The organism is Plantactinospora sp. KBS50, from assembly GCF_002285795.1.
Taxonomy (GTDB): domain Bacteria; phylum Actinomycetota; class Actinomycetes; order Mycobacteriales; family Micromonosporaceae; genus KBS50.
The window spans coordinates 5,183,513-5,202,254 of record NZ_CP022961.1; the positions used below are offsets into that span (position 1 = coordinate 5,183,513).

Sequence of the window (18,742 nt, forward strand, 5' to 3'; positions counted from 1 at the left end):
GTCGACCCTGCTAGCGGATGCGCCGGTTGGCCAGGCTGGGCAGCTCCGTGCGGATCCGGTCCAGGCGGTCCAGGTCGAGGTCCGCCACGGTCACACCGACCGTGTCCGGCGCCTGGGCGATGACCGTGCCCCACGGGTCGACCACCATGCTGCGGCCGAAGCAGGTACGCCCGGGATCGTGATCGCCGATCTGCGCCGCGGCCAGCACGTAGCACTGGTTCTCGATGGCCCGGGCGCGCAGCAGCACCTCCCAGTGGTCGCGCCCGGTGTGCAGCATGAAGGCCGCCGGCACCACCAGGATGCGGGCACCGAGATTGACCAGCCGCCGGTACAGCTCGGGGAAGCGCAGGTCGTAGCAGATGGACAGGCCGACCGGGATTCCGTCGACCGGAAACACCGCCGGGTCCGTGCCGCGGGCGACCGTCCGGGACTCCAGGTAGGAGACGCGGTCGGGGATCTCCACGTCGTACAGATGGATCTTGCGGTACGTGCCGGCCAGCGCACCGGTCCGGTCGAACAGCAGGGAGGTGTTGTAGGTGCGGGCGGGATACGGGCTGGCCTCGTGGAAGGAGCCCGCGTGCACCCACATGCCGTGCCGGCGCGCGGCCGCCGCGAAGAACGCGGCGAACTCGCCGTCCGCAGGCTCAGGGTCGGGCAGGGTGGCCGCCGGCCCGAGGTGGTCGACGTACTCGGGAAGGACCGCCAGGTCGGCGCCGGCCGCCGCCGCCCGGTCCAGCAACTCGGCGGCCGCCTCAAGGTTGGCCTTCCGGTCCGCCCGAGAATTCACCTGACACACCGCGACCCGCATGTCCCGAGCCTACGGGTCGACCACGAACTCGGCTACCGCGTCGATGCGTACGGCGGCGGCCCCGGTCGGGTCAGGCCGACTTCTCCTCGCGGTCGCGCCGGCGCCGGCCTGTGAACTCGCGCGGCACGATGGTGGGGTTGACGTTCTCCAGGACCACCTCGCGGGTGATCAGCACCCGGGCGGCGTCGGGGTTGCTCGGCACCTCGTACATCACCGACAGCAGCACCTCTTCGAGGATGGCCCGCAGCCCGCGGGCACCGGTGCCGCGCAGCATTGCCTGGTCGGCGATGGCCTCCAGTGCCGGCTGCTCGAACTCCAGCTCCACGCCGTCCAGCTCGAAGAGCCGCTGATACTGCCGGACGAGGGCGTTGCGGGGCTCGGTGAGGATCTGCACGAGCGCGCGGCGGTCCAGGCTGCGGACGTTGGTGATCACCGGGAGCCGGCCGATGAACTCGGGGATCAGCCCGAACTTCAGCATGTCCTCCGGCATGACCTGGCCGAAGATGTCATCGGTCGAGCGCTCGGAGACCGCCCGGAGCCGGGCACCGAAGCCGAGCCCGCCCTGACCGGTACGCGACTCGATGATGCGGTCCAGACCGGCGAAGGCTCCGCCGCAGATGAACAGCACGTTCGTGGTGTCGATCTGGATGAACTCCTGGTGCGGGTGCTTGCGGCCGCCCTGCGGCGGCACGTTCGCGACCGTCCCCTCCAGGATCTTGAGCAGCGCCTGTTGGACACCCTCGCCCGAGACGTCCCGGGTGATCGACGGGTTCTCCGACTTGCGGGCGATCTTGTCGACCTCGTCGATGTAGATGATGCCGGTCTCGGCCCGCTTGATGTCGTAGTCGGCCGCCTGGATCAGCTTGAGCAGGATGTTCTCGACGTCCTCGCCCACGTAGCCGGCCTCGGTCAGGGCGGTGGCGTCGGCGATCGCGAACGGCACGTTCAACATCCGGGCCAGGGTCTGCGCCAGGTGGGTCTTGCCGCACCCGGTGGGCCCGATCAGCAGGATGTTGGACTTGGCCAGCTCGACCGCGTCACCCGAGCCGGAGCCGCCCGCGGCCTCGGCCTGGATCCGCTTGTAGTGGTTGTAGACCGCGACGGAGAGCGCCTTCTTGGCCTGGTCCTGCCCCACGACGTACTGGTCGAGGAACTGGCAGATCTCGATCGGCTTGGGCAGCTCTTCCCACTTGACCTCGCCCGACTCGGCGAGCTCCTCCTCGATGATCTCGTTGCAGAGGTCGATGCACTCGTCGCAGATGTAGACACCAGGTCCCGCGATGAGCTTCTTGACCTGCTTCTGCGACTTGCCGCAGAAGGAGCATTTCAGTAGGTCGCCACCGTCGCCGATCCGTGCCACCTACGTTCTCCCTGCCGTCGTCGGCCCGGACGTCGCCCTGGCCTGAGGTTGGTGCCGCTTTGATGCCGATCGCTGGGCCGGTCACGCCGCCGAAGCGGTGCAGACCCGACGTTACCCCCTCACGGGGGTTTCTCCGACCCCCAAAAGGGGTGTGTCCGGAGCCGGCCGGCAGCTTACCGCCGGACGGCCCCGGACCGCGCGTCAGCTGTTCGCGTTCGCCGCGAGCAGCCCCTTCTTGCGGGTGGACAGGACGGTGTCGATGACCCCGTACTCGCGGGCCTCCTCGGCCGTCATGATCTTGTCCCGGTCGATGTCCTTGCGGACCTTCTCGACCGCCTGGCCGGAGTGCCGGGCGATCATCTCCTCCAGCTGGGTACGCATCCGGAGGATCTCCCGGGCCTGGATCTCGATGTCCGACCCCTGCCCGTAGCCGCCCTCGGTGGCCGGCTGGTGAATGATGATCCGCGAGTTCGGCAGGGCCATCCGCTTGCCCGGCGTACCGGCCCCGAGCAGCACCGCGGCGGCGCTCGCCGCCTGGCCCAGGCAGACCGTGACGATGTCCGGCCGGACGTACTGCATGGTGTCGTAGATCGCCGTCATCGCGGTGAACGAGCCACCCGGGGAGTTGATGTACATCGTGATGTCGCGGTCCGGATCGGTGCTCTCCAGCGTCAGCAACTGGGCCATGATGTCGTTGGCCGACGCGTCGTCCACCTGGACGCCGAGGAAGATGATCCGGTCCTCGAACATCTTGTTGTACGGGTTGGACTCCTTGACCCCGTACGACGTGCGCTCGACGAACGACGGCAGGATGTAGCGGTTCTGCACCGGCGAGAAGCGCGGCGGCTGCGTCAGGTCACTCATCGTCAAGCTCCTCAGCTCAGGGTCCCGGCACCGTCCGGAACCTGGGCGGCCCCGGTGATCACCTTGTCGATGAAGCCGTAGTCGAGGGACTCCTGCGCGGTGAACCACCGGTCCCGGTCGGAGTCGGCCTCGATCTGCTCCTGGGTCTGGCCGGTGTGGTGCGCCACCCGCTCCTGGAACATCCGCTTGGTGTACAGCATCTGCTCGGCCTGGATGGCGATGTCCGCCGCCGTGCCGCCGACGCCGCCGGACGGCTGGTGCATCATGATCCGCGCGTGCGGCAGCGCGTAGCGCTTGCCCCGGGTGCCGGCGCAGAGCAGCAACTGGCCCATCGAGGCCGCCATGCCCATCGCCACGGTCATCACATCGTTGTCGATGAACTGCATCGTGTCGTAGATGGCCATGCCGGAGTAGACCGAGCCACCCGGCGAGTTGATCCAGAGGTTGATGTCGCGGTCGGGATCCTCCGCGGCGAGCAGCAGCAGCTGCGCGCAGATGCGGTTGGCGACCTGATCGGTCACCTCGCTGCCCAGGAAGATGATCCGTTCCTTCAGCAGCCGGTTGTAGACCGAGTCGTCGAGGTTGCCAATGGCTTCCCCACCACGGGCGTCGGCCGCCCGGAGGGGCATCGCTGGGACGTGCATTTCGGTCATGGCAGCCCTTCGCTCTCCGTACCGTCTCAAGAACCGACACTATCCGTTCGGTGGCCCCGTAGCGCCCCGGTAGGGCACCTGTTCGCTATCAGCGCACCCACTTCCGTCCCGGCTCCGTCCCCACCGGGCGCGGCCGGAGCCGGAACGTGCGGGGCCGAACACCGGGTGGCATCCGGAGCCCCGCGAGCCATCCGCGGGGCTCCGGAGCGCCGAGGCCCTGCATGCGACGCGACCGAGGGCCTGCCACGGCGCGGCGCTCGCGCGGGCGTACCGGAGAGGCGGCCCCGGCCACCACGGCGCCGGCAGTGGCGCGCGGCGGCCGACCGCCGCGGCGCTCAGTGCTCGTGCGCGTGCTCGGCGTCCCCGTCCTCGGCCCGCAGCGCCTCCAGGCTCACCGGGTTGCCGGCGCTGTCGGTGATCTTGACCTTTTCCAGTACGGCGGCCAGCGCCTTGCCCCGGCGGACGTCGCCGAAGACCGCGGCGGCGGCGCCCGAGCGGACGAGCTGGTCGTAGTACTGCTGGGGGCCATGCCGGCGCGCTGCGCCCGGTGCACGATCTCGTGCCCGAACTCGTCGTCGGAGACCTGGACGTCCTCGGCGTCGGCCAGGGTGTCCAGCAGGAGCTGGATCTTGACACCCTCGGTGGCCGCCTCGGCCAGCTCGGTGTCGATCTGCTCCTCGGTCTTCTCCTCGGCGGCGAGGTACTCCGACATCGAGGCGCCGATCCGCTCCAACTGGTCGACCATCGCCTGCTTGCGGTGCTCGACCTCCTCCTTGACCACGCCCTCCGGAGCCGGCACCTCGGCCAGCGCCACCAACTGCTCCAGCGCCTTGTCCCGGGCCGCGTAGATCTGCTCCACCCGCTTGCCCCGGGCGACCCGCTCCCGCAGGTCGTTCCGCAGCTCCTCAAGGGTGTCGAACTCACTGGCCATGCCGGCGAACTCGTCGTCCAGCTCGGGCAGCTCCTTCTCCTTGACCGTGCGCACGGTCACCTCGACGTCGGCCTCCCGGCCGGCGAAGTCACCCCCGACAAGCTCGGTGGTGAAGGTCCTAGTCTCGCCGGCCGACATGCCCACCAGCACCTCGTCCAGCCCCGGCAGCAGCTGCTTGCTGCCCACCTCGTGCGAGATGTTGCTGGCCGAACCGCCCGGGACCTCCTCGCCGTCGACCGTGGCCGCCAGGTCGATCTGGGTGTAGTCACCCTCGGCCGCCGGACGCTCGACGGTCTTCAGCGTGGCGAACCGCTCGCGCAGCCCGTTCACCTGCTCGTCGACCTCGCTGTCGTCGATCTGCAGTTCATCGACGGTCACCTCGACGCTGGACAGGTCCGGCAGCGTGATCTCCGGCCGCACGTCCATCTCGGCGGTGAACTTCAACGACTCCCGGTCGGCGAAGTCGGTGATCTCCACCTCCGGCCGGCCGAGCGTCTTCAGATCGTGTTCCCGGACCGCGGCCAGGATGTTCTCCGGGATCGCGTCCTGGACCGCCTCGTTGAGCACGGCGCCCCGGCCGACCCGCTGGTCGATCACCGCGGTCGGGATCTTGCCGCGCCGGAAGCCGGGGACCGTGACCTGCTGGCTGATCTCCCGGTACGCCTTCTTCAGGCTCGGCTCGAGCTCGGCGAACGGCACCTCGATGGCGAGCCGCACGCGGGTCGGGCTCAGAGTCTCGACGGTGCTCTTCACAGGCGTACTCCTTGAAACGGATCTGAAAATCTTGACTAGGGCGCTATTCAGCCCATCGAGTGTAGTCGGACCCGGATTCGGCCCGCCGACGACCGCCACCCCGGCCGCGGGTCAGAATCCAGGGCCGGGGACGGAGGACAGTCGGGGTGGCGGGATTTGAACCCACGGCCCCTCGCTCCCAAAGCGAGTGCGCTACCAAGCTGCGCCACACCCCGTGGCGTTCAGAGTGTAAGCGCTGAGCGCCCCGCCGGTCCGTCCCGGCTCCCGGTGCGCCGGGATTGCGACCCGACTCACGTCCCGCGCCCGGTCACCCTGGTCGCTCCCCACCCCGTCGGCCCGCCAGCCGGTTTCGCCCGCCAGCCGGTTTCGCCCGCCTGCCCGTCTCGCCCGCACCCGGTCTCGCCCGCACCCCGTCTCGCCCGACTTCGGCGGTCCAGGGGTGTCCCGCGGCCTGGATGCCCCTGGATCGCCGAAGTTGTGTTGATCTAGCGGGCGGGTGCCGTCAGCGACCGGCGGGCCGGTTGGGTCGCCAAGCATCGACCCGGTACGCTGATCAGCGCGCCCCGGTCCCCGGGGCGTACGCGGGCGTAGCTCAATGGCAGAGCTTCAGTCTTCCAAACTGACGGTGCGGGTTCGATTCCCGTCGCCCGCTCCACACCCTCCGGCCCAGGCCAGCGGCATGATCGGGATCCCAGTGTTCACGCCCGGGGTGAGCTGATTGCGGCTTCGATGCGCAGCCCGATCCCGGTGGCGACGAGAAGGCCCGCCAGGATGTGTGGCTCGGCCGTCCCGCTGTCACTCGACAGCGTGATGACCGAGACCAGCAGTCCGGCGGCCAGGGCGACGTTGCCGATGATGCGGACGGCGGCGACGCGCCTCGAATCGGGGCTCATCGGCGGACCGTACCTCAGACGCTCTTCCGGCCAGACCTCAGCTCCGGCCAGACCTCAGCGCTGGTCCGGCCAGCGAGGCTCGGCGGGTCTGGTGGAAATGGGGCACGCGTGCCGGGCGACGGTTGGGTAGCGTCACCGGGCGTGATCGATCTTGTCGAACGGCACACCGCGCTCGCCGTGGTGGTCGGGTCGCGGGCGTACGGGCTGCACGGCCCGGGGTCCGACCACGACCGGCGTGGGGTGTTCGTGGCGCCGACCCGCGCCTTCTGGCACCTGGACAAGCCCCCGACGCACCTGGACGGACCGGCGGCGGAGCAGTTCTCCTGGGAATTCGAGCGCTTCTGCGTGCTCGCCCTGCAGGGCAACCCGACGGTTCTGGAGGTGCTCTGGTCTCCGCTGGTCGAGAAGGCCAGCGCGGACGGACAACAGTTGCTGGCGACGCGTGGGGCGTTCCTGTCCCGCCAGGTGGCCCAGACGTACGGCGGCTATGCCCGGGACCAGCTCGACCGGGTGGCGGCCCGCCGGGAACGCACCGGCGAGACCAATCACAAGCAGGCCATGCACATGATCCGCCTGTTGGTCGCGGGGGCGCACGTACTGCGTACCGGGGAGGTCCTGGTCGACGTGCGGCACCTGCGCGAACGGCTGCTCGCGGTGCGGCGCGGCGAACTGTCCTGGGAGTCGGTCACCGCCTGGGCGGCCGACCTGCTGGCCGAACTCGCCGACGCGGCGGCCACCAGCGCGCTGCCGGAGCAGCCCGACCGGGAGGCCGTGGACGTGCTGCTGACCACCGTCCGGGAGAGGAACCTGGCGTGAGCATCGAGGTGCCCTCGTGGGCGGCGCAGGTCGCCCTCTCGCTACCCCGGCCGCTGCTGTTCGCCACCGTCAGCGGCGCCCACCTGTACGGGTTCGCGTCCGTCGACTCCGACCTGGATCTGCGGGCCGCGCACCTGCTGCCACCTGCCGAGGTGCTCGGGTTGCGCACCGGACCGCAGACGTTGCAGCAGGGCGGCTTACGCGATGGTGTCGAGTTGGACGTGGTCAGTCACGACCTGCTCAAGTTTGCCAAGCTGTTGAACAGCCGCAACGGGTACGTCCTGGAGCAGGTGCTGTCACCGCTGGTCGTCGTGACCACCCCGGTACACGCCGAGCTGACGGCGCTGGCTCCGCGGCTGGTCACCCGCCACCACGCGCACCACTACCTCGGGTTCGCCGCCACCCAGCAGCGGCTGTACGCCAGCACCGGAGCGCTCAAGCCCGCCCTGTACACGCTGCGGGTCCTGCTCACCGGGATCCATCTCATGCGGACCGGCCGGCTGGAGACGGATCTCGGCGTGCTCGGGACGGGACTGGCGTACGTGCCGGATCTCATCGCCGCCAAGCGGGAGGCCGAGCACGGACCGCTCCCCCGGGGTGCCGAGAAGCGACTGGCTGTCGACATCCCGGTGCTCCGTGCCGAACTGGAGGCCTCCCGAGACGCCTCCGCGCTGCCCGACCAGCCGCCACCGGCAGCCGTGGATGCGCTGCACGATCTCGTGGTGCGCACCCGCCTGGGATGAGGTGGCCGCCCGAGCAACCTCAGTCGAAGGCCGCGTCGCGCAGCGGGCGGGACAGCGCCCGGTCGAGGTAGCTGCTGGTCCCGCCGTCGCGCAGTTCCGTGGCGGCGTGCACGAGTGCCCCGTACGCCGCCCATGCCAGGCTGCCCCCGGTGGACACCCGGCGCACGCCGAGGTCCGCGAGCTGCGGCACGGTGGGGCCGTCGCGCAGCGCCAGGACGTTGACCGCGACGCCGACCTCGTCGACCACCCGGGCGATGTCGGCGTGGTCAGCCAGCCCGGGGGCGTACACGCAGGTCGCGCCGGCGTCCCGGTACGCGGTCAACCGGGCGATCGTGTCGGACAGGTCGTTGATGCCGTAGAGGTGGTTCTCCGCCCGGCCGGTGAGGACCATGCCGTAGCGGTTGCACACGCTCGCGGCGGCGGCGACGCGTTCGACGGCGGCCTCGAAGGGCGTGATGCGGCCGGTGCCGGGGTCGTAGTCCTCGATCGACACGCCGCTGGCACCGGCGTCGGCGAGCAGTTGTACGGTCTCGGCGACGCCCGCGGGATCCTCGGCGTACCCGCGTTCGGCGTCGACGGACACCGGCACCCGTACGGCCGCGGTGAGGGCGCCGACGTGTGCGACCAGTTCGTCGCGGGTCACGTGCTGGTCGGCGCGGCCCAGCGAGGCGGCGAATCCGGAACTCGTCGTGGCCAGGGCCGGAAAGCCGAGGTGCTCCAGCAGCCGCGCCGAGGGCACGTCCCACGGGTTCGGTAACACGAAGGTGCCGGCCGAGTGCAGCAGGCGGAAGGCGGCGCGAAGGTCCTCGATCACGCCGCACGATGCTACCGGGGCCACCGGCACGGCTGGTCCAGGCCGCCCGCCCGACCGCCAAGCCGCCAGACAGGCCGCCAGAACCGCCAGGCCGCGGGCCGCTGCGCGGCCGGTGCCGCTCAGCTGTCGTCGGGGTGGACGACGCCCGCCAGGCCGTGCCGCCGGTCGCCCATGACCTGCTCACAGTTCCGCGCCTGCGCGCCGGCCGAGAACGGCGCGTTGTACGCCCGTACGGCCTGCCGGGTGTCCTCGGCGATCAGGTCGGCGTTGATCGCGGCCGCGACGAGCGATCCCGAGTTGGCGCAGGCCAGTACGTTGGCGTGCGGGTCGGCGACGTTGCCGGCCACCCACACGCCGGCCGCCGGCGTCTGACCGGTCGGGTCGGCGGCGATGTACGCGCCGATCCCGCTGGCGTGGGCGGTGGGCGTGACGCCGAGCGCGGTGAGGATGTCCGACCGCGGCGCCGGATCGGGCGCCACCGCGAGCGCCCGGACCGCCAGCACGCCGCCGCCGCTCAGGCGTACCCCGGTCAGCCGGTCCCCGGTGACGTCCAGCCCCGCCACCTTGCCGCGGACCACCGCGATCCCCCGGGCGGCCAACTGCTCGGCCTGTTCCGGGGTCGGCTCGGGCGCGGTGTGCAGGAACAGGGTCACCGATGCGGTCCACTGCCGGAACAGCAGCGCCTGATGCACCCCGAACGGGCCGGTGGCCAGCACACCGATCGGCTGGTCGCGGATCTCCCAGCCGTGGCAGTAGGGGCAGTGCACCACGTCTCGTCCCCAGCGGGCCGCCAGGCCGGGGACATCGGGCAGTTCGTCGGTGACGCCGGCCGCGACGAGCAGCCGGCGCGCCCGTACCGTCCGGCCGCCGTCGAGGCCGACCGCGAACCCGGCACCGTCGCGCGCCGCGCTGGACGCCTGGCCGGTTACGACGACGACGCCGTAGCCGGTCGCCTGCGCGCGGCCGGCGGCCAGCAGCTCACCCGGTGGCACGCCGTCGCGGGAGAGAAAGCCGTGCAGGTGCGCCGCCGGGGCGTTGCGGGGGTGGCCGGCGTCGATCACCAGTACCGACCGGCGGGCGCGACCCAGCATCAGGGCCGCGCTCAGCCCGGCCGGGCCGCCGCCGATCACCACCACGTCGTACGCGTCCCCGCTGTCGTACCGCTTGTCCTGGGCCATCGCCCATCACCTCCGGCCCCAAGGTTCCGCCTTCCCGCCAGTTTGACAAGTTTGTTTGCGGAAAACGCAAGAATGCAGCACAGTGGGCCCATGACCGACGACCTCGACACGGTGCTGGCCGCGGTCGGCCCCCGGCTGCGGGAGCTGCGCCGCCGCCGCAACATCACGCTGACCGCGCTGTCCGAGACCACCGGGATTCCCCTCAGCACCCTGTCCCGGCTGGAGTCCGGCCAGCGCAAACCGGGGTTGGAACTGCTGCTGCCGCTGGCCCGGGCGTACCAGATGCCGATCGACGAGCTGATCGGATCCCCGTCCGGGCTCGACCCGCGGGTGCACTCGCAGCCGCTGACCCGGCACGGCAGGACCGTCATCCCGCTGACCCGCAAACCCGGCGGCCTCCAGGCGTTCAAGCACATCCTGCCGGCCGGCCTCACCGACGGCCGCGAGCCGGACCTCCGCTCGCACGAGGGCTACCACTGGCTGTACGTCCTCAGGGGGCACATGCGGATCGTCCTCGGCGAGAACGACTTCGTCCTCAGCGAGGGCGAGGTCGCCGAGTTCGACACACACCTGCCGCACTGGTTCGGCAACGCCGACGACCGGTCCGTCGAGTTTCTCAGCATCCTCGGCCCGCAGGGTGAACGCATGCACGTCAAGGCGCGCTACCGCCCCGAGGACGCTCCCCCGCGCTGAGCGCCACGCGGCGGCCGGTCAGGAGCGGCGGATCAGCCGCCACCACAGGGGCGGGTCGGCGATGGCCTCGACGGCCCGCAACTCGACCCGACTGCCGGCGGCCTCCACCGAGCCGACCACCTCACCGGCGCCGACCAGCGGGCCGGGAACGGCGGTCACCGCCTGGACCGGAACCGTCAGGCCGGGCCAGCCGACCACCTTCAACGGGGCCGCCGGGACCACGTCGGACGTGGCGTCCCAGGCCGTCCGGATCCGGCCGGCCGGTTCCGCGGTGAGCAACGTGAACTCCTGAACCGTCTCGCGCAACGCGGCCAGCAGCAGGCGGACCACCTTGTTCACGGCGGCGAGCTGTTCCGGGGTGTGCGCCCCCGGCTGGTTGAACACCGCCCCGACCACGGTCAGGGTCCGCTCGCCGACCTTGAGCCGGGAGGCGAAGACGAGGTTGCCGCCCGCCTCGTCGGTCGAGCCGGTCTTGATGCCGAAGACGCCGTCGACGCCGAGCAGGTCGTTGTAGTTCCTGATCCGCCCGACCACCGGAATGGTGGCCTCGGGCAGCGCCACGATGGTGGCGAAGACCGGCATCTTCAGCGCCGCCCGGGCGAGCGTGACCTGGTCGGCCGCCGTGCTGACGGTGCTCGGGAGGAAGCCGCTCGGGTCGGTGTAGTGGGTGTCGGTGAGCCCCAGGTCCTCCGCCGCGGCGTTCATCTTGTCGACGAAGGCCGATTCGCTGCCGGCGTCCCAGACCGCGAGCTGGTGTGCGATGTTGTTCGCCGAGGGCAGCATGAGCGCCTCCAGCGCCTGCCGCTCGGTGATCTTCTCCCCGGCGACCACCCGCACCAGGGACTGCCCGCTCGGGATGCGCGCGTTGTAGTCCGCCACGTCGGCGTCCGTCACGGTCAGCGTGGGACCCTGTTCCGAGCCGTCCAGCGGGTGTTCCTTGAGGATGACGTACGCCGTCATCACCTTGGCCACGCTTCCGATGGGCTCGGCGGGGCCGCCGCCGGAGCCGCCGACCCGGCCGAGGCCCTCGATCATCAGTTCCGCGGAGCCCGTGCCGGGCCAGGGCAGCGACGGCGCCTCGCCCGGGATCCGCATGCTGGCCGGGATCGAGGTGGTGATGCTCGCGCTCGGCAGGTCCCGGGTGAGCTGCACCGCGACGCCGGACCCGAGCAGCGCGACGAGCACCAGCGTGAGCACCAGCGGAAGCACCCGCCGGCGCCTGCGGGGCGTACCGGTCGCGGTGCCGCCCGACCCGGGGCCGGGCGCGGTGGTGCGGTCGTCCCGCGCCGGGCCGGCAACCTGGCCGAACGGCTGGTCCCCGGGCCGGTTCCCCGGGTGTCCGGGGGTGGCCGGCGGGTTTCCGGGGGGTGCGGCCCAGCCGCCGGCGTTGCCGGGCCCGGCGGGCCGACCGCCGGGCGGCACGGGCGGCACGGGCGCGCCGGCCCGTCCAGCGGCCCCGGGTACGGCGACCCGGCCGCTGCCGGTGGCAGGCGGCGCGCCACGGCCGCCGCCGTTCGCGGGCGGCGCGGGCCGGGCGCCACCGGCCCCGGGGGCGCGGGCCGGGCGCCACCGTTCTCGGCGGGTGTGGGTCGAGCGCCACCGGCCCCGGGGGGCGCGGGCCGGGCGCCACCGTTCTCGGCGGGTGTGGGTCGAGCGCCACCGTTCGCGGGGGGCGCGGGCCGGCCGCCGCCGGTTCCGGGTACGGCCGCACGGCCACCGGCTGCCGGCGGAACGACCGCCCGGCCGGCGCCCGAGCCGGGCCGTCCCGGGCCGGCCGGCGGGCTCGGACGCTCGGATCCGGCCGGCGAGGTCGGTTGGTCGGGTCGGTACTCCGGCGGGCGGGGCCGCTCGGGCGCGGGTTGACCGCCGCCACCGCCGTACACGGTGCCGCCGGAGCGGCGCGGGGGCGGCTCCGGCCCCGCGCGGCCGCCGGACGACGAACCGTCCGGCGCGGTGCTTCCTGGCTCCCCCGTGTGCGGCACGTCCCCGGCCACCTTCCTCGCTTGGCAGTACCCAACGACAGGCAGTACGCAACGACAGAAGGTAGCAACCGAAGGTGTCACCCCGCGTCACTCGGTCGGGACGACGTCAGGACGTTCACCCGATGAGCTACGGTAGCGAAGCCATAATATCGACGAACGTCGAGCCGAGCTTCGATCCGGCTCGCCCCGCCGCCGGAGGTGCCCCCGTGCCGAGAACGACCGCCCGCCGCCGGACCGCCCTGCCCGCCGCGGTCGCCCTCGCCGCCCTGTCCGTACCGGCGCTGGTGGTGGCGGTCGCGCCGGCGCCGGCCGTGGCCGCCGGCGAGCTGACCGCGACCTTCAGCCAGTCGTCGGTCTGGGGCACCGGGTACGGCGCGGACTACGCCCTGCGCAACCAGAGCAGCGCCACGGTGACCTCGTGGGTGGTCGAGTTCGACCTGCCGGCCGGGTCGACGGTCAGCAACTCGTGGAACTCGGTACGCACCCGGGACGGCCAGCACTACCGCTTCGACAACGCGTCCTGGAACGGCACCCTGGCGCCCGGGGGCACGCAGGGCTTCGGCTTCAATGTCGCCGGGCTGGGCACGCCGGTCAACTGCACCGTCAACGGCGCCCCGTGCGCCGGCGGGTCGACCCCGAGCACGCCGCCGGTCTCCGCCAGCCCGACGCCGACCCCCACGGCCAGCCCCACCGGCAGCCCCACGACAAGCCCCACCGGCAGTCCCACGGCCAGTCCCACCGGCAGCCCCACGCCGGTGCCGACCGGCTCCGTCGTCCCGGTCTCCACCGCGGCGGAACTGTCCGCCGCGCTCGCCGCCGCGCTGCCGGGGCAGACCATCCGGCTGGCCGCGGGCACGTACCACGGGGTGTTCCGCAGCCAGCGGCCCGGCACCGCCGCGGCGCCGATCACGCTGGTCGGGCCGCAGGACGCGGTCCTGGTCAACGACGGGCCCTCGGGCAGCGGGCCGAGCTGCCCGGCGCCGGTGGACGGGTGGGATTCCGGTTACGGCCTGTGGCTGTACGCGGCGCCGTACTGGAACCTGACCGGCTTCGCCGTCGCCGACTCGAAGAAGGGCATCGTGCTGGACCGGTCCCCGCACGTGACCATCGACGGGGTGACGGTCCGGCACATCGACGAGGAGGGCGTGCACTTCCGCAGCTCGTCGGCGGACGGCGTGATCCGCAACTCGACGGTCACCGACACCGGGCTGGTCCAGCCCGGCTACGGCGAGGGCATCTACCTCGGCTCGGCCCAGTCGAACTTCACCTGCTACGCGGACTCGACCGGCACCGACCGTTCGGATCGGGTGCAGGTGCTGAACAACCGGATCGGGCCGGATGTCCGGGCCGAGCACGTCGACATCAAGGAGGGCACCACCGGCGGGGTGCTGCGCGGCAACGTCTTCGACGGGCAGGGGATCAGCGGCCAGAACTCCGGCGACTCGTGGGTCGACGTCAAGGGCAACGGCTACCTGCTGGAGGGCAACGTAGGCACCTTCACCGCCCCCGGCACCTTCGCCAACGGCTACGAGACGCACAACCTGCTGGACGGGTACGGCTGCGGCAACATCTGGCGGGACAACCGGTCGGACCTCGGCGGAGTCGGCGGGTACGCGATCCGGGTGTCCTCGGTCTCCCGCTGCGCGGACAACCCCAACGTGGTGTACGCATCGAACACCGTCACCGGCGCGGTGAGCGGACTCACCAACATCACCGTCACTGACTGAGCGGCCGGTACGGCCGACGCGCCGCGGTGCGGGCGCCGCGTACGATGCGGGGCCGAGATCACCTGCGTTGCGGTGGAGGTACCGGCGGATGGCCGACCAGCACGACGGTTTCGCCCTGGCCGTCGACCTCGGCACCTCCAACACGGTGGCGGTGTTGCGCCGCCCGGACGGGCGTACCCGCCCGCTGCTGTTCGACGGGCGGCCGATCCTGCCGTCCGGTGTGTACGTCGACGCCGCGGGCCGGTTGCACGCCGGCGCCGACGCGCAGCGGTTGGCCTCGGCCGACCCGACCCGGTTCGAGCCGTACCCGAAGAGCCGGATCAGCGAGCCGGCCATCCGGCTCGGCGACACCGACCACCCGCCGGCCGAGCTGCTGGCCGCGATCCTGCGGACGGTGGCCGAAACCGCGGTGGCCGCCATAGGCTTCCTGCCCCCGGCCATCGTCACCTGCCCGGCCACCTGGGAGGCCGGCCAGCGGCACGTGCTGGGCGACGCCCTGGTGCGGGCGGGCTGGCCGCCGGCCGCCGAACACACCATCTCCGGCCCGGTGCCCCGGGGTACCCGGCTGCTGCGCGAGCCGGTGGCCGCGGCCCGGTACTACGTGCAGTTGCTGCGCCGCCCGGTGCCGGTGGGCGGCGCCATCGCGGTCTTCGACTTCGGTGGCGGGACGCTGGATGTCGCCGTGCTGCGCAACGAGGGCGCCGACCCGTGGGGCGACTCCGGCTTCACCGTGCTGTCCGTCGGAGGTACCGAACTCGGCGGGGTGCACCTGGACGCCGCGCTGGCGCAGCGGCTGGGCGCGGAGATCGCCGCGGCGCATCCGGCCGAGTGGTCCCGGATCGCCACGCCGGCCAGCGCGGTCGCGTGGCGCGACCGGCACCGGTTCTGGGAGAACGTCCGGGGCGCCAAGGAGATGCTGTCCCGGACGGGCACCGCGCCGGTCGTCGTGCCCGGCCTGGACGAACCGTTCGAGCTGACCCGGGACGAGCTGGAACGGGTGACCGCCCCGCTGTTGTCCCGGGCGGTGGCCGAGACCCGCAAGGTGATCGCCGCGGCCGGGCTGGCGCCCGCGGACCTCACCGGGCTGTTCCTGGTCGGTGGATCCTCCCGGATGCCGCTGGCCGCCCGGCTGCTGCACACCGAGTTGGGTGTCGCGCCGACCGTGCTGGACCAGCCGGAACTGCCGGTCGCCGAGGGCGCGCTCACCGACCTGCCGACGCCGGCGCTGGCACAGGTGCGGGCACCGGTGCCGGAGGCCGTGCAGGTACAGGTGCCGGCGCCGGTGCCGGCGGCCGTGCACGCACAGGTGCCGGGGGCCGTGCACGCACAGGTGCCGGGGGCCGTGCACGCACCGGGGGCGGGGGCGGGGGCCGTGCCGCCGGTCCCGAACGGGTACACCCCGAACGGTCCGGCGGCTTCCGGGACGCCGGCCGGCGCCGCCGCACGACCGGCGGCGCGCCGGGCCTGGTGGATCGCGGCGGCGGCGGTGGTCGCGCTGGCCGGGGTGGTCCTGGCCGGCGTGCTCTACCTGACCCGGGAACGCTATCCGGACCTGGACTTCCGGCCGATCTCGCCGCTGCGCCCGATCCTCGCGGGCGAGGACCGGCCCACGGACATGTTCACCGCGCTGCTGGAGGATCGGGCATACCTGGCCTACCCGGTGGACCGGACCCGGATCGAGGTGATCGCCGCCGACGCCGGGACCGGGCAGGAGAAGTGGCGGCACCGGACGATCTCGACCGGTGCCGACCGCTGGGCCGGGGTGGTCGCCCTGCCCGGGGCGGTGGCGGTGCTCGCCGACGTGTACAGCGACGACACGCCGCGCGACCTGATCATGCTGGACGCCGGGACCGGCGCCGAACGCTGGCGGCGGCCGATCCGGGGCGACGACGGCGTGCTGTACGGCGCGCGGACCCTCGTCCTGGTGGACCGGAACGCCGGCCGGCTGGTCGGGCTGGACCTGCGCACCGGCGACCAGCGGTGGACGTTGGACAGCCCGCAGGACAGCAGCGGGTCCACGCGTACCTCCGTGTATCCGGTCACCCGGGACGCGGCCGTCGCCGGACCGTCCGGGTTGACCGGCGGACCCCGCTACCCCTGGCTGGGCGACGCCGGCCAGCTCGTCCAGGTGGGCGCCGACCGCTCGGTCCGGTTGGTCGACGTGGACAGCGGCACGGTGGTCCGGCAGCGCAGGAACGTCGCCCGGTACGACGACCTGATGGCGGTGCACGAGGACCGGCTGTTCGTGGCCGACGACGACGGCGGGTACCGGCTGCTGGCCTACGACCTGAACACGCTGGCCGAGCCGCGGGTGCTGTACACCGCGCCGGACGACGACCACCGCCCGAAGGCGCTGGTGCCGTGCGGGAAGGCCCGGGCCTGCCTGCTGGAGGTGGCCGGCTACGACGCGGCCACCGCCGAGGTGGTGGTCGCGGCCGAGGGAACGACCGCCCGCCGCTGGGCGGCACCCGACGCCGACACGCTGGTGCCGGCGGGCGACCGCCTGCTGGTCCAGGGGACCTCGTCCGAGGTGTCCGGCACGCTGTTCGACGCCGACGGCAAGCCGCTGCTGCGCGACCGGCGCGGCGTGGGCGTCCGGCTCGACGAGGGCAACCTGCTGTTCTTCTCCGACCAGCCGAACTCGTCGACCGTCGACCTGAGCGTGGCCGGCGTCTGGTCCCGGTCGGGCAAGGTGACCGAGCTGGGACTGCTTCCGGACGTACGCGGCGAGAGCTGCTCGTGGAATTCGGCCCTGATCGTCTGCGGCGGCGAGAAGACGTTCACGCTCTACCGCCTCACCGACGACTGACGCGGACGTCAAGGCGACGGACCTCAGGCGACGGACCTCAGGCGGCAGACGCGATTCCGCGCCGGTGGGACGCCGCCGGGCCACTGACCGGGCCCGACAGCGTCCCGCCCGACGCAGAGGGCGTTTGACGAGACCATGCCCTCCTGCGCCGGGCCCTCTCAGGCGGGCGACTCGGTCAGGTCCGCGGCCCACTGGGTGTGGAACGACCCGTCCCGGTCCACCCGGCGGTAGGTGTGCGCGCCGAAGTTGTCGCGCAGTCCCTGGATGAGCGCGGCCGGCAGCCGGTCCCGGCGCAGCCCGTCGAAGTACGCCAGCGACGAGCCGAAGGCCGGCGCCGGCACGCCGTACCGGGCGGCGTCGGCGACCACCCGCCGCCAGCTGGGCACCCCGTCCGCGATGCCCTTGGCGAAGTACGGCGCCACCATCAGGCTCGGCAGGTCGGGCTGCTCGTCGTACGCCTCCCGGATGCGGTCCAGGAACCGGGCCCGGATGATGCAGCCGCCCCGCCAGATGGTCGCCAGCCGGCCCCGGTCCACGTTCCAGCCGTACTCGTCGCTGCCGGCCTGGATGTGGTCGAAGCCCTGCGCGTACGCGACGATCTTCGAGGCGTACAGCGCGCGCCGGACGTCCTCGATGAAGGTCTCCCGGTCGCCCGTCGCCCACGGCGCGGGCGTGGACTCCAGGTCGGCGAAGGCGCGCCCGGCCGCGGAGCGCTGGTCGGCGTGCCCGGACAGCGAGCGGGCGAAGGTGGCCTCGGCGATTCCGGTGATCGGGATGCCGAGGTCCAGTGCGCTCTGCACCGTCCAGCGGCCGGTGCCCTTCTGCTCGGCCTGGTCCAGCACGATGTCCACGAACGGCCGTCCCGTGGCGCCGTCGGTGTGCGCCAGCACGGCCGAGGTGATCTCGATGAGGAACGACTCCAGGTCGCCGGAGTTCCAGCCGGAGAAGATCTCCGCGATCTCCGCCGGCTCGGCGCCGAGCCCGGTCCGCAGCAGGTCGTACGCCTCGGCGATGAGCTGCATGTCGGCGTACTCGATGCCGTTGTGCACCATCTTGACGAAGTGGCCGGCGCCGTCCGGCCCGATGTGCGCGCAGCACGGCGTGCCGTCCACCTGCGCGGCGATCCGCTCGAAGATCGGGCCGAGCTTCTGGTACGACTCGACCGAGCCGCCCGGCATGATGCTCGGGCCGAGCAGCGCGCCCTCCTCGCCGCCGGAGACGCCCGAGCCGACGAAGTGCAGCCCGTGCTCGCGCAGCGCCTCCTCGCGCCGCCGGGTGTCCGCGTAGTGCGCGTTGCCGCAGTCCACCACGATGTCGCCGGCCTCCAGCAGCGGCACCAGCTCGTCGATCACCGCGTCGGTCGGGGCGCCGGCTTTGACCATGACGATGACCGCGCGGGGCCGTTCGAGCGAGGCCACGAAGTCGGCCAGCGACTCGCTCGGCACGAACGTGCCCTCGCCGCCGTGCTCGGCCACCAGGCTGCGGGTCCGCTCCGGCGACCTGTTGTGCAGCGCCACCGCGAAGCCGTTCCGGGCCAGGTTCCGGGCCAGGTTGCGGCCCATCACGGCCAGTCCGGTGACCCCGATCTGCGCCGTGGGGCGGCCGGGGGTTGCCTGTTCGCTCATTCGTTTCGCCTGCCTGTCGCTCGTCGTCGATCGCCGCCGGGGCGGCGGAAGAACGTCACCCACCCACCCTAGGTACGACCGGATCCACCGGAC

The 18,742-nt window shown here is 72.6% G+C and carries 14 protein-coding genes, 2 tRNA genes and 1 pseudogene; 6 read left to right on the top strand and 11 right to left on the bottom strand.

The window, feature by feature from the left end; translation table 11 throughout:
• Nucleotides 1-10: 10 nt before the first annotated feature.
• From CIK06_RS22255 to CIK06_RS22280, 6 genes and pseudogenes are all read right to left on the bottom strand, one after another.
• Entirely contained in the window at nucleotides 11-808 is a 798-nt protein-coding gene (locus CIK06_RS22255; RefSeq protein WP_095566439.1) for a carbon-nitrogen hydrolase family protein, read from the bottom strand.
• A gap of 70 nt (nucleotides 809-878) precedes the next feature.
• Nucleotides 879-2,168 (bottom strand): ATP-dependent Clp protease ATP-binding subunit ClpX, encoded by a 1,290-nt coding sequence (gene clpX, locus CIK06_RS22260; RefSeq protein ID WP_095566440.1) that lies wholly within the window; start codon nucleotides 2,166-2,168, stop codon nucleotides 879-881.
• Between the two features lie 201 nt (nucleotides 2,169-2,369).
• Entirely contained in the window at nucleotides 2,370-3,032 is a 663-nt protein-coding gene (locus tag CIK06_RS22265) for an ATP-dependent Clp protease proteolytic subunit (protein WP_095566441.1), read from the bottom strand.
• Nucleotides 3,033-3,043: 11 nt separating this feature from the next.
• A complete protein-coding gene (locus CIK06_RS22270; RefSeq protein WP_095566442.1) occupies nucleotides 3,044-3,685 on the bottom strand; it encodes an ATP-dependent Clp protease proteolytic subunit in 642 nt (213 codons plus the stop codon).
• Between the two features lie 335 nt (nucleotides 3,686-4,020).
• Nucleotides 4,021-5,369, bottom strand: a pseudogene (tig, locus tag CIK06_RS22275) (trigger factor).
• Between the two features lie 141 nt (nucleotides 5,370-5,510).
• Nucleotides 5,511-5,584 (bottom strand) — tRNA-Pro (locus CIK06_RS22280).
• Between the two features lie 366 nt (nucleotides 5,585-5,950).
• Between CIK06_RS22280 and CIK06_RS22285 the strand changes: the two genes are divergently transcribed.
• Nucleotides 5,951-6,024 (top strand) — tRNA-Gly (locus CIK06_RS22285).
• A 43-nt stretch (nucleotides 6,025-6,067) separates the two neighbouring features.
• On the opposite strand, the gene CIK06_RS22290 is transcribed toward CIK06_RS22285, so the two are convergent.
• Nucleotides 6,068-6,262 carry a hypothetical protein gene (locus tag CIK06_RS22290; protein ID WP_095566443.1) on the bottom strand — a complete coding sequence of 65 codons (195 nt, stop codon included), beginning with the start codon at nucleotides 6,260-6,262 and terminating at the stop codon, nucleotides 6,068-6,070.
• Nucleotides 6,263-6,403: 141 nt separating this feature from the next.
• On the opposite strand from CIK06_RS22290, the gene CIK06_RS22295 reads away from it, so the two are divergent.
• The gene (locus CIK06_RS22295) at nucleotides 6,404-7,078 is read left to right on the top strand and encodes a DNA polymerase beta superfamily protein (RefSeq protein ID WP_095566444.1); all 675 of its coding nucleotides are present in this window, start codon (nucleotides 6,404-6,406) and stop codon (nucleotides 7,076-7,078) included.
• Nucleotides 7,075-7,821 carry a DNA polymerase beta superfamily protein gene (locus tag CIK06_RS22300; RefSeq protein ID WP_095566445.1) on the top strand — a complete coding sequence of 249 codons (747 nt, stop codon included), beginning with the start codon at nucleotides 7,075-7,077 and terminating at the stop codon, nucleotides 7,819-7,821. The genes CIK06_RS22295 and CIK06_RS22300 overlap by 4 nt, the downstream gene beginning before the upstream one ends.
• A 19-nt stretch (nucleotides 7,822-7,840) precedes the next feature.
• Here the strand turns inward: CIK06_RS22300 and CIK06_RS22305 are convergent, their stop codons facing one another.
• Together CIK06_RS22305 and CIK06_RS22310 are read right to left on the bottom strand one after the other, a co-directional pair.
• On the bottom strand, nucleotides 7,841-8,635 hold the full coding sequence (locus CIK06_RS22305) for an isocitrate lyase/phosphoenolpyruvate mutase family protein (protein WP_095566446.1): 795 nt from the start codon (nucleotides 8,633-8,635) through the stop codon (nucleotides 7,841-7,843).
• Nucleotides 8,636-8,754: 119 nt separating this feature from the next.
• Complete coding sequence (locus CIK06_RS22310; protein ID WP_095566447.1) at nucleotides 8,755-9,813, bottom strand: NAD(P)/FAD-dependent oxidoreductase; 1,059 nt, start codon at nucleotides 9,811-9,813, stop codon at nucleotides 8,755-8,757.
• Nucleotides 9,814-9,903: 90 nt separating this feature from the next.
• Here CIK06_RS22310 and CIK06_RS22315 point away from each other — a divergent pair, with 90 nt between their 5' ends.
• Nucleotides 9,904-10,506: a helix-turn-helix domain-containing protein gene (locus tag CIK06_RS22315; RefSeq protein WP_095566448.1), complete on the top strand. Its 603-nt coding sequence runs from the start codon at nucleotides 9,904-9,906 to the stop codon at nucleotides 10,504-10,506.
• A gap of 18 nt (nucleotides 10,507-10,524) precedes the next feature.
• Here CIK06_RS22315 and CIK06_RS22320 read toward each other — a convergent pair whose 3' ends face one another.
• Nucleotides 10,525-11,715 (bottom strand): D-alanyl-D-alanine carboxypeptidase family protein, encoded by a 1,191-nt coding sequence (locus CIK06_RS22320; RefSeq protein WP_232533796.1) that lies wholly within the window; start codon nucleotides 11,713-11,715, stop codon nucleotides 10,525-10,527.
• A gap of 979 nt (nucleotides 11,716-12,694) precedes the next feature.
• On the opposite strand from CIK06_RS22320, the gene CIK06_RS22325 reads away from it, so the two are divergent.
• Both CIK06_RS22325 and CIK06_RS22330 read left to right on the top strand, forming a co-directional pair.
• On the top strand, nucleotides 12,695-14,215 hold the full coding sequence (locus CIK06_RS22325; protein ID WP_232533797.1) for a cellulose binding domain-containing protein: 1,521 nt from the start codon (nucleotides 12,695-12,697) through the stop codon (nucleotides 14,213-14,215).
• 88 nt (nucleotides 14,216-14,303) lie between these two features.
• Nucleotides 14,304-17,024 carry a hsp70 family protein gene (locus CIK06_RS22330; RefSeq protein ID WP_095566450.1) on the top strand — a complete coding sequence of 907 codons (2,721 nt, stop codon included), beginning with the start codon at nucleotides 14,304-14,306 and terminating at the stop codon, nucleotides 17,022-17,024.
• Between the two features lie 158 nt (nucleotides 17,025-17,182).
• Here the strand turns inward: CIK06_RS22330 and gndA are convergent, their stop codons facing one another.
• Nucleotides 17,183-18,649: an NADP-dependent phosphogluconate dehydrogenase gene (gene gndA, locus CIK06_RS22335; RefSeq protein WP_095566451.1), complete on the bottom strand. Its 1,467-nt coding sequence runs from the start codon at nucleotides 18,647-18,649 to the stop codon at nucleotides 17,183-17,185.
• Between the last annotated feature and the right edge of the window lie 93 nt (nucleotides 18,650-18,742).

What these genes read in the sequence shown, in the direction of transcription:
- CIK06_RS22310 (WP_095566447.1), bottom strand. Translation starts at nt 9,813, where the DNA reads ATGGCCCAGGACAAGCGGTACGACAGCGGGGACGCGTACGACGTGGTG.
- CIK06_RS22255 (WP_095566439.1), bottom strand. Translation starts at nt 808, where the DNA reads ATGCGGGTCGCGGTGTGTCAGGTGAATTCTCGGGCGGACCGGAAGGCC.
- CIK06_RS22330 (WP_095566450.1), top strand. Translation starts at nt 14,304, where the DNA reads ATGGCCGACCAGCACGACGGTTTCGCCCTGGCCGTCGACCTCGGCACC.
- CIK06_RS22315 (WP_095566448.1), top strand. Translation starts at nt 9,904, where the DNA reads ATGACCGACGACCTCGACACGGTGCTGGCCGCGGTCGGCCCCCGGCTG.
- CIK06_RS22290 (WP_095566443.1), bottom strand. Translation starts at nt 6,262, where the DNA reads ATGAGCCCCGATTCGAGGCGCGTCGCCGCCGTCCGCATCATCGGCAAC.
- gndA (WP_095566451.1), bottom strand. Translation starts at nt 18,649, where the DNA reads ATGAGCGAACAGGCAACCCCCGGCCGCCCCACGGCGCAGATCGGGGTC.
- CIK06_RS22265 (WP_095566441.1), bottom strand. Translation starts at nt 3,032, where the DNA reads ATGAGTGACCTGACGCAGCCGCCGCGCTTCTCGCCGGTGCAGAACCGC.
- CIK06_RS22270 (WP_095566442.1), bottom strand. Translation starts at nt 3,685, where the DNA reads ATGACCGAAATGCACGTCCCAGCGATGCCCCTCCGGGCGGCCGACGCC.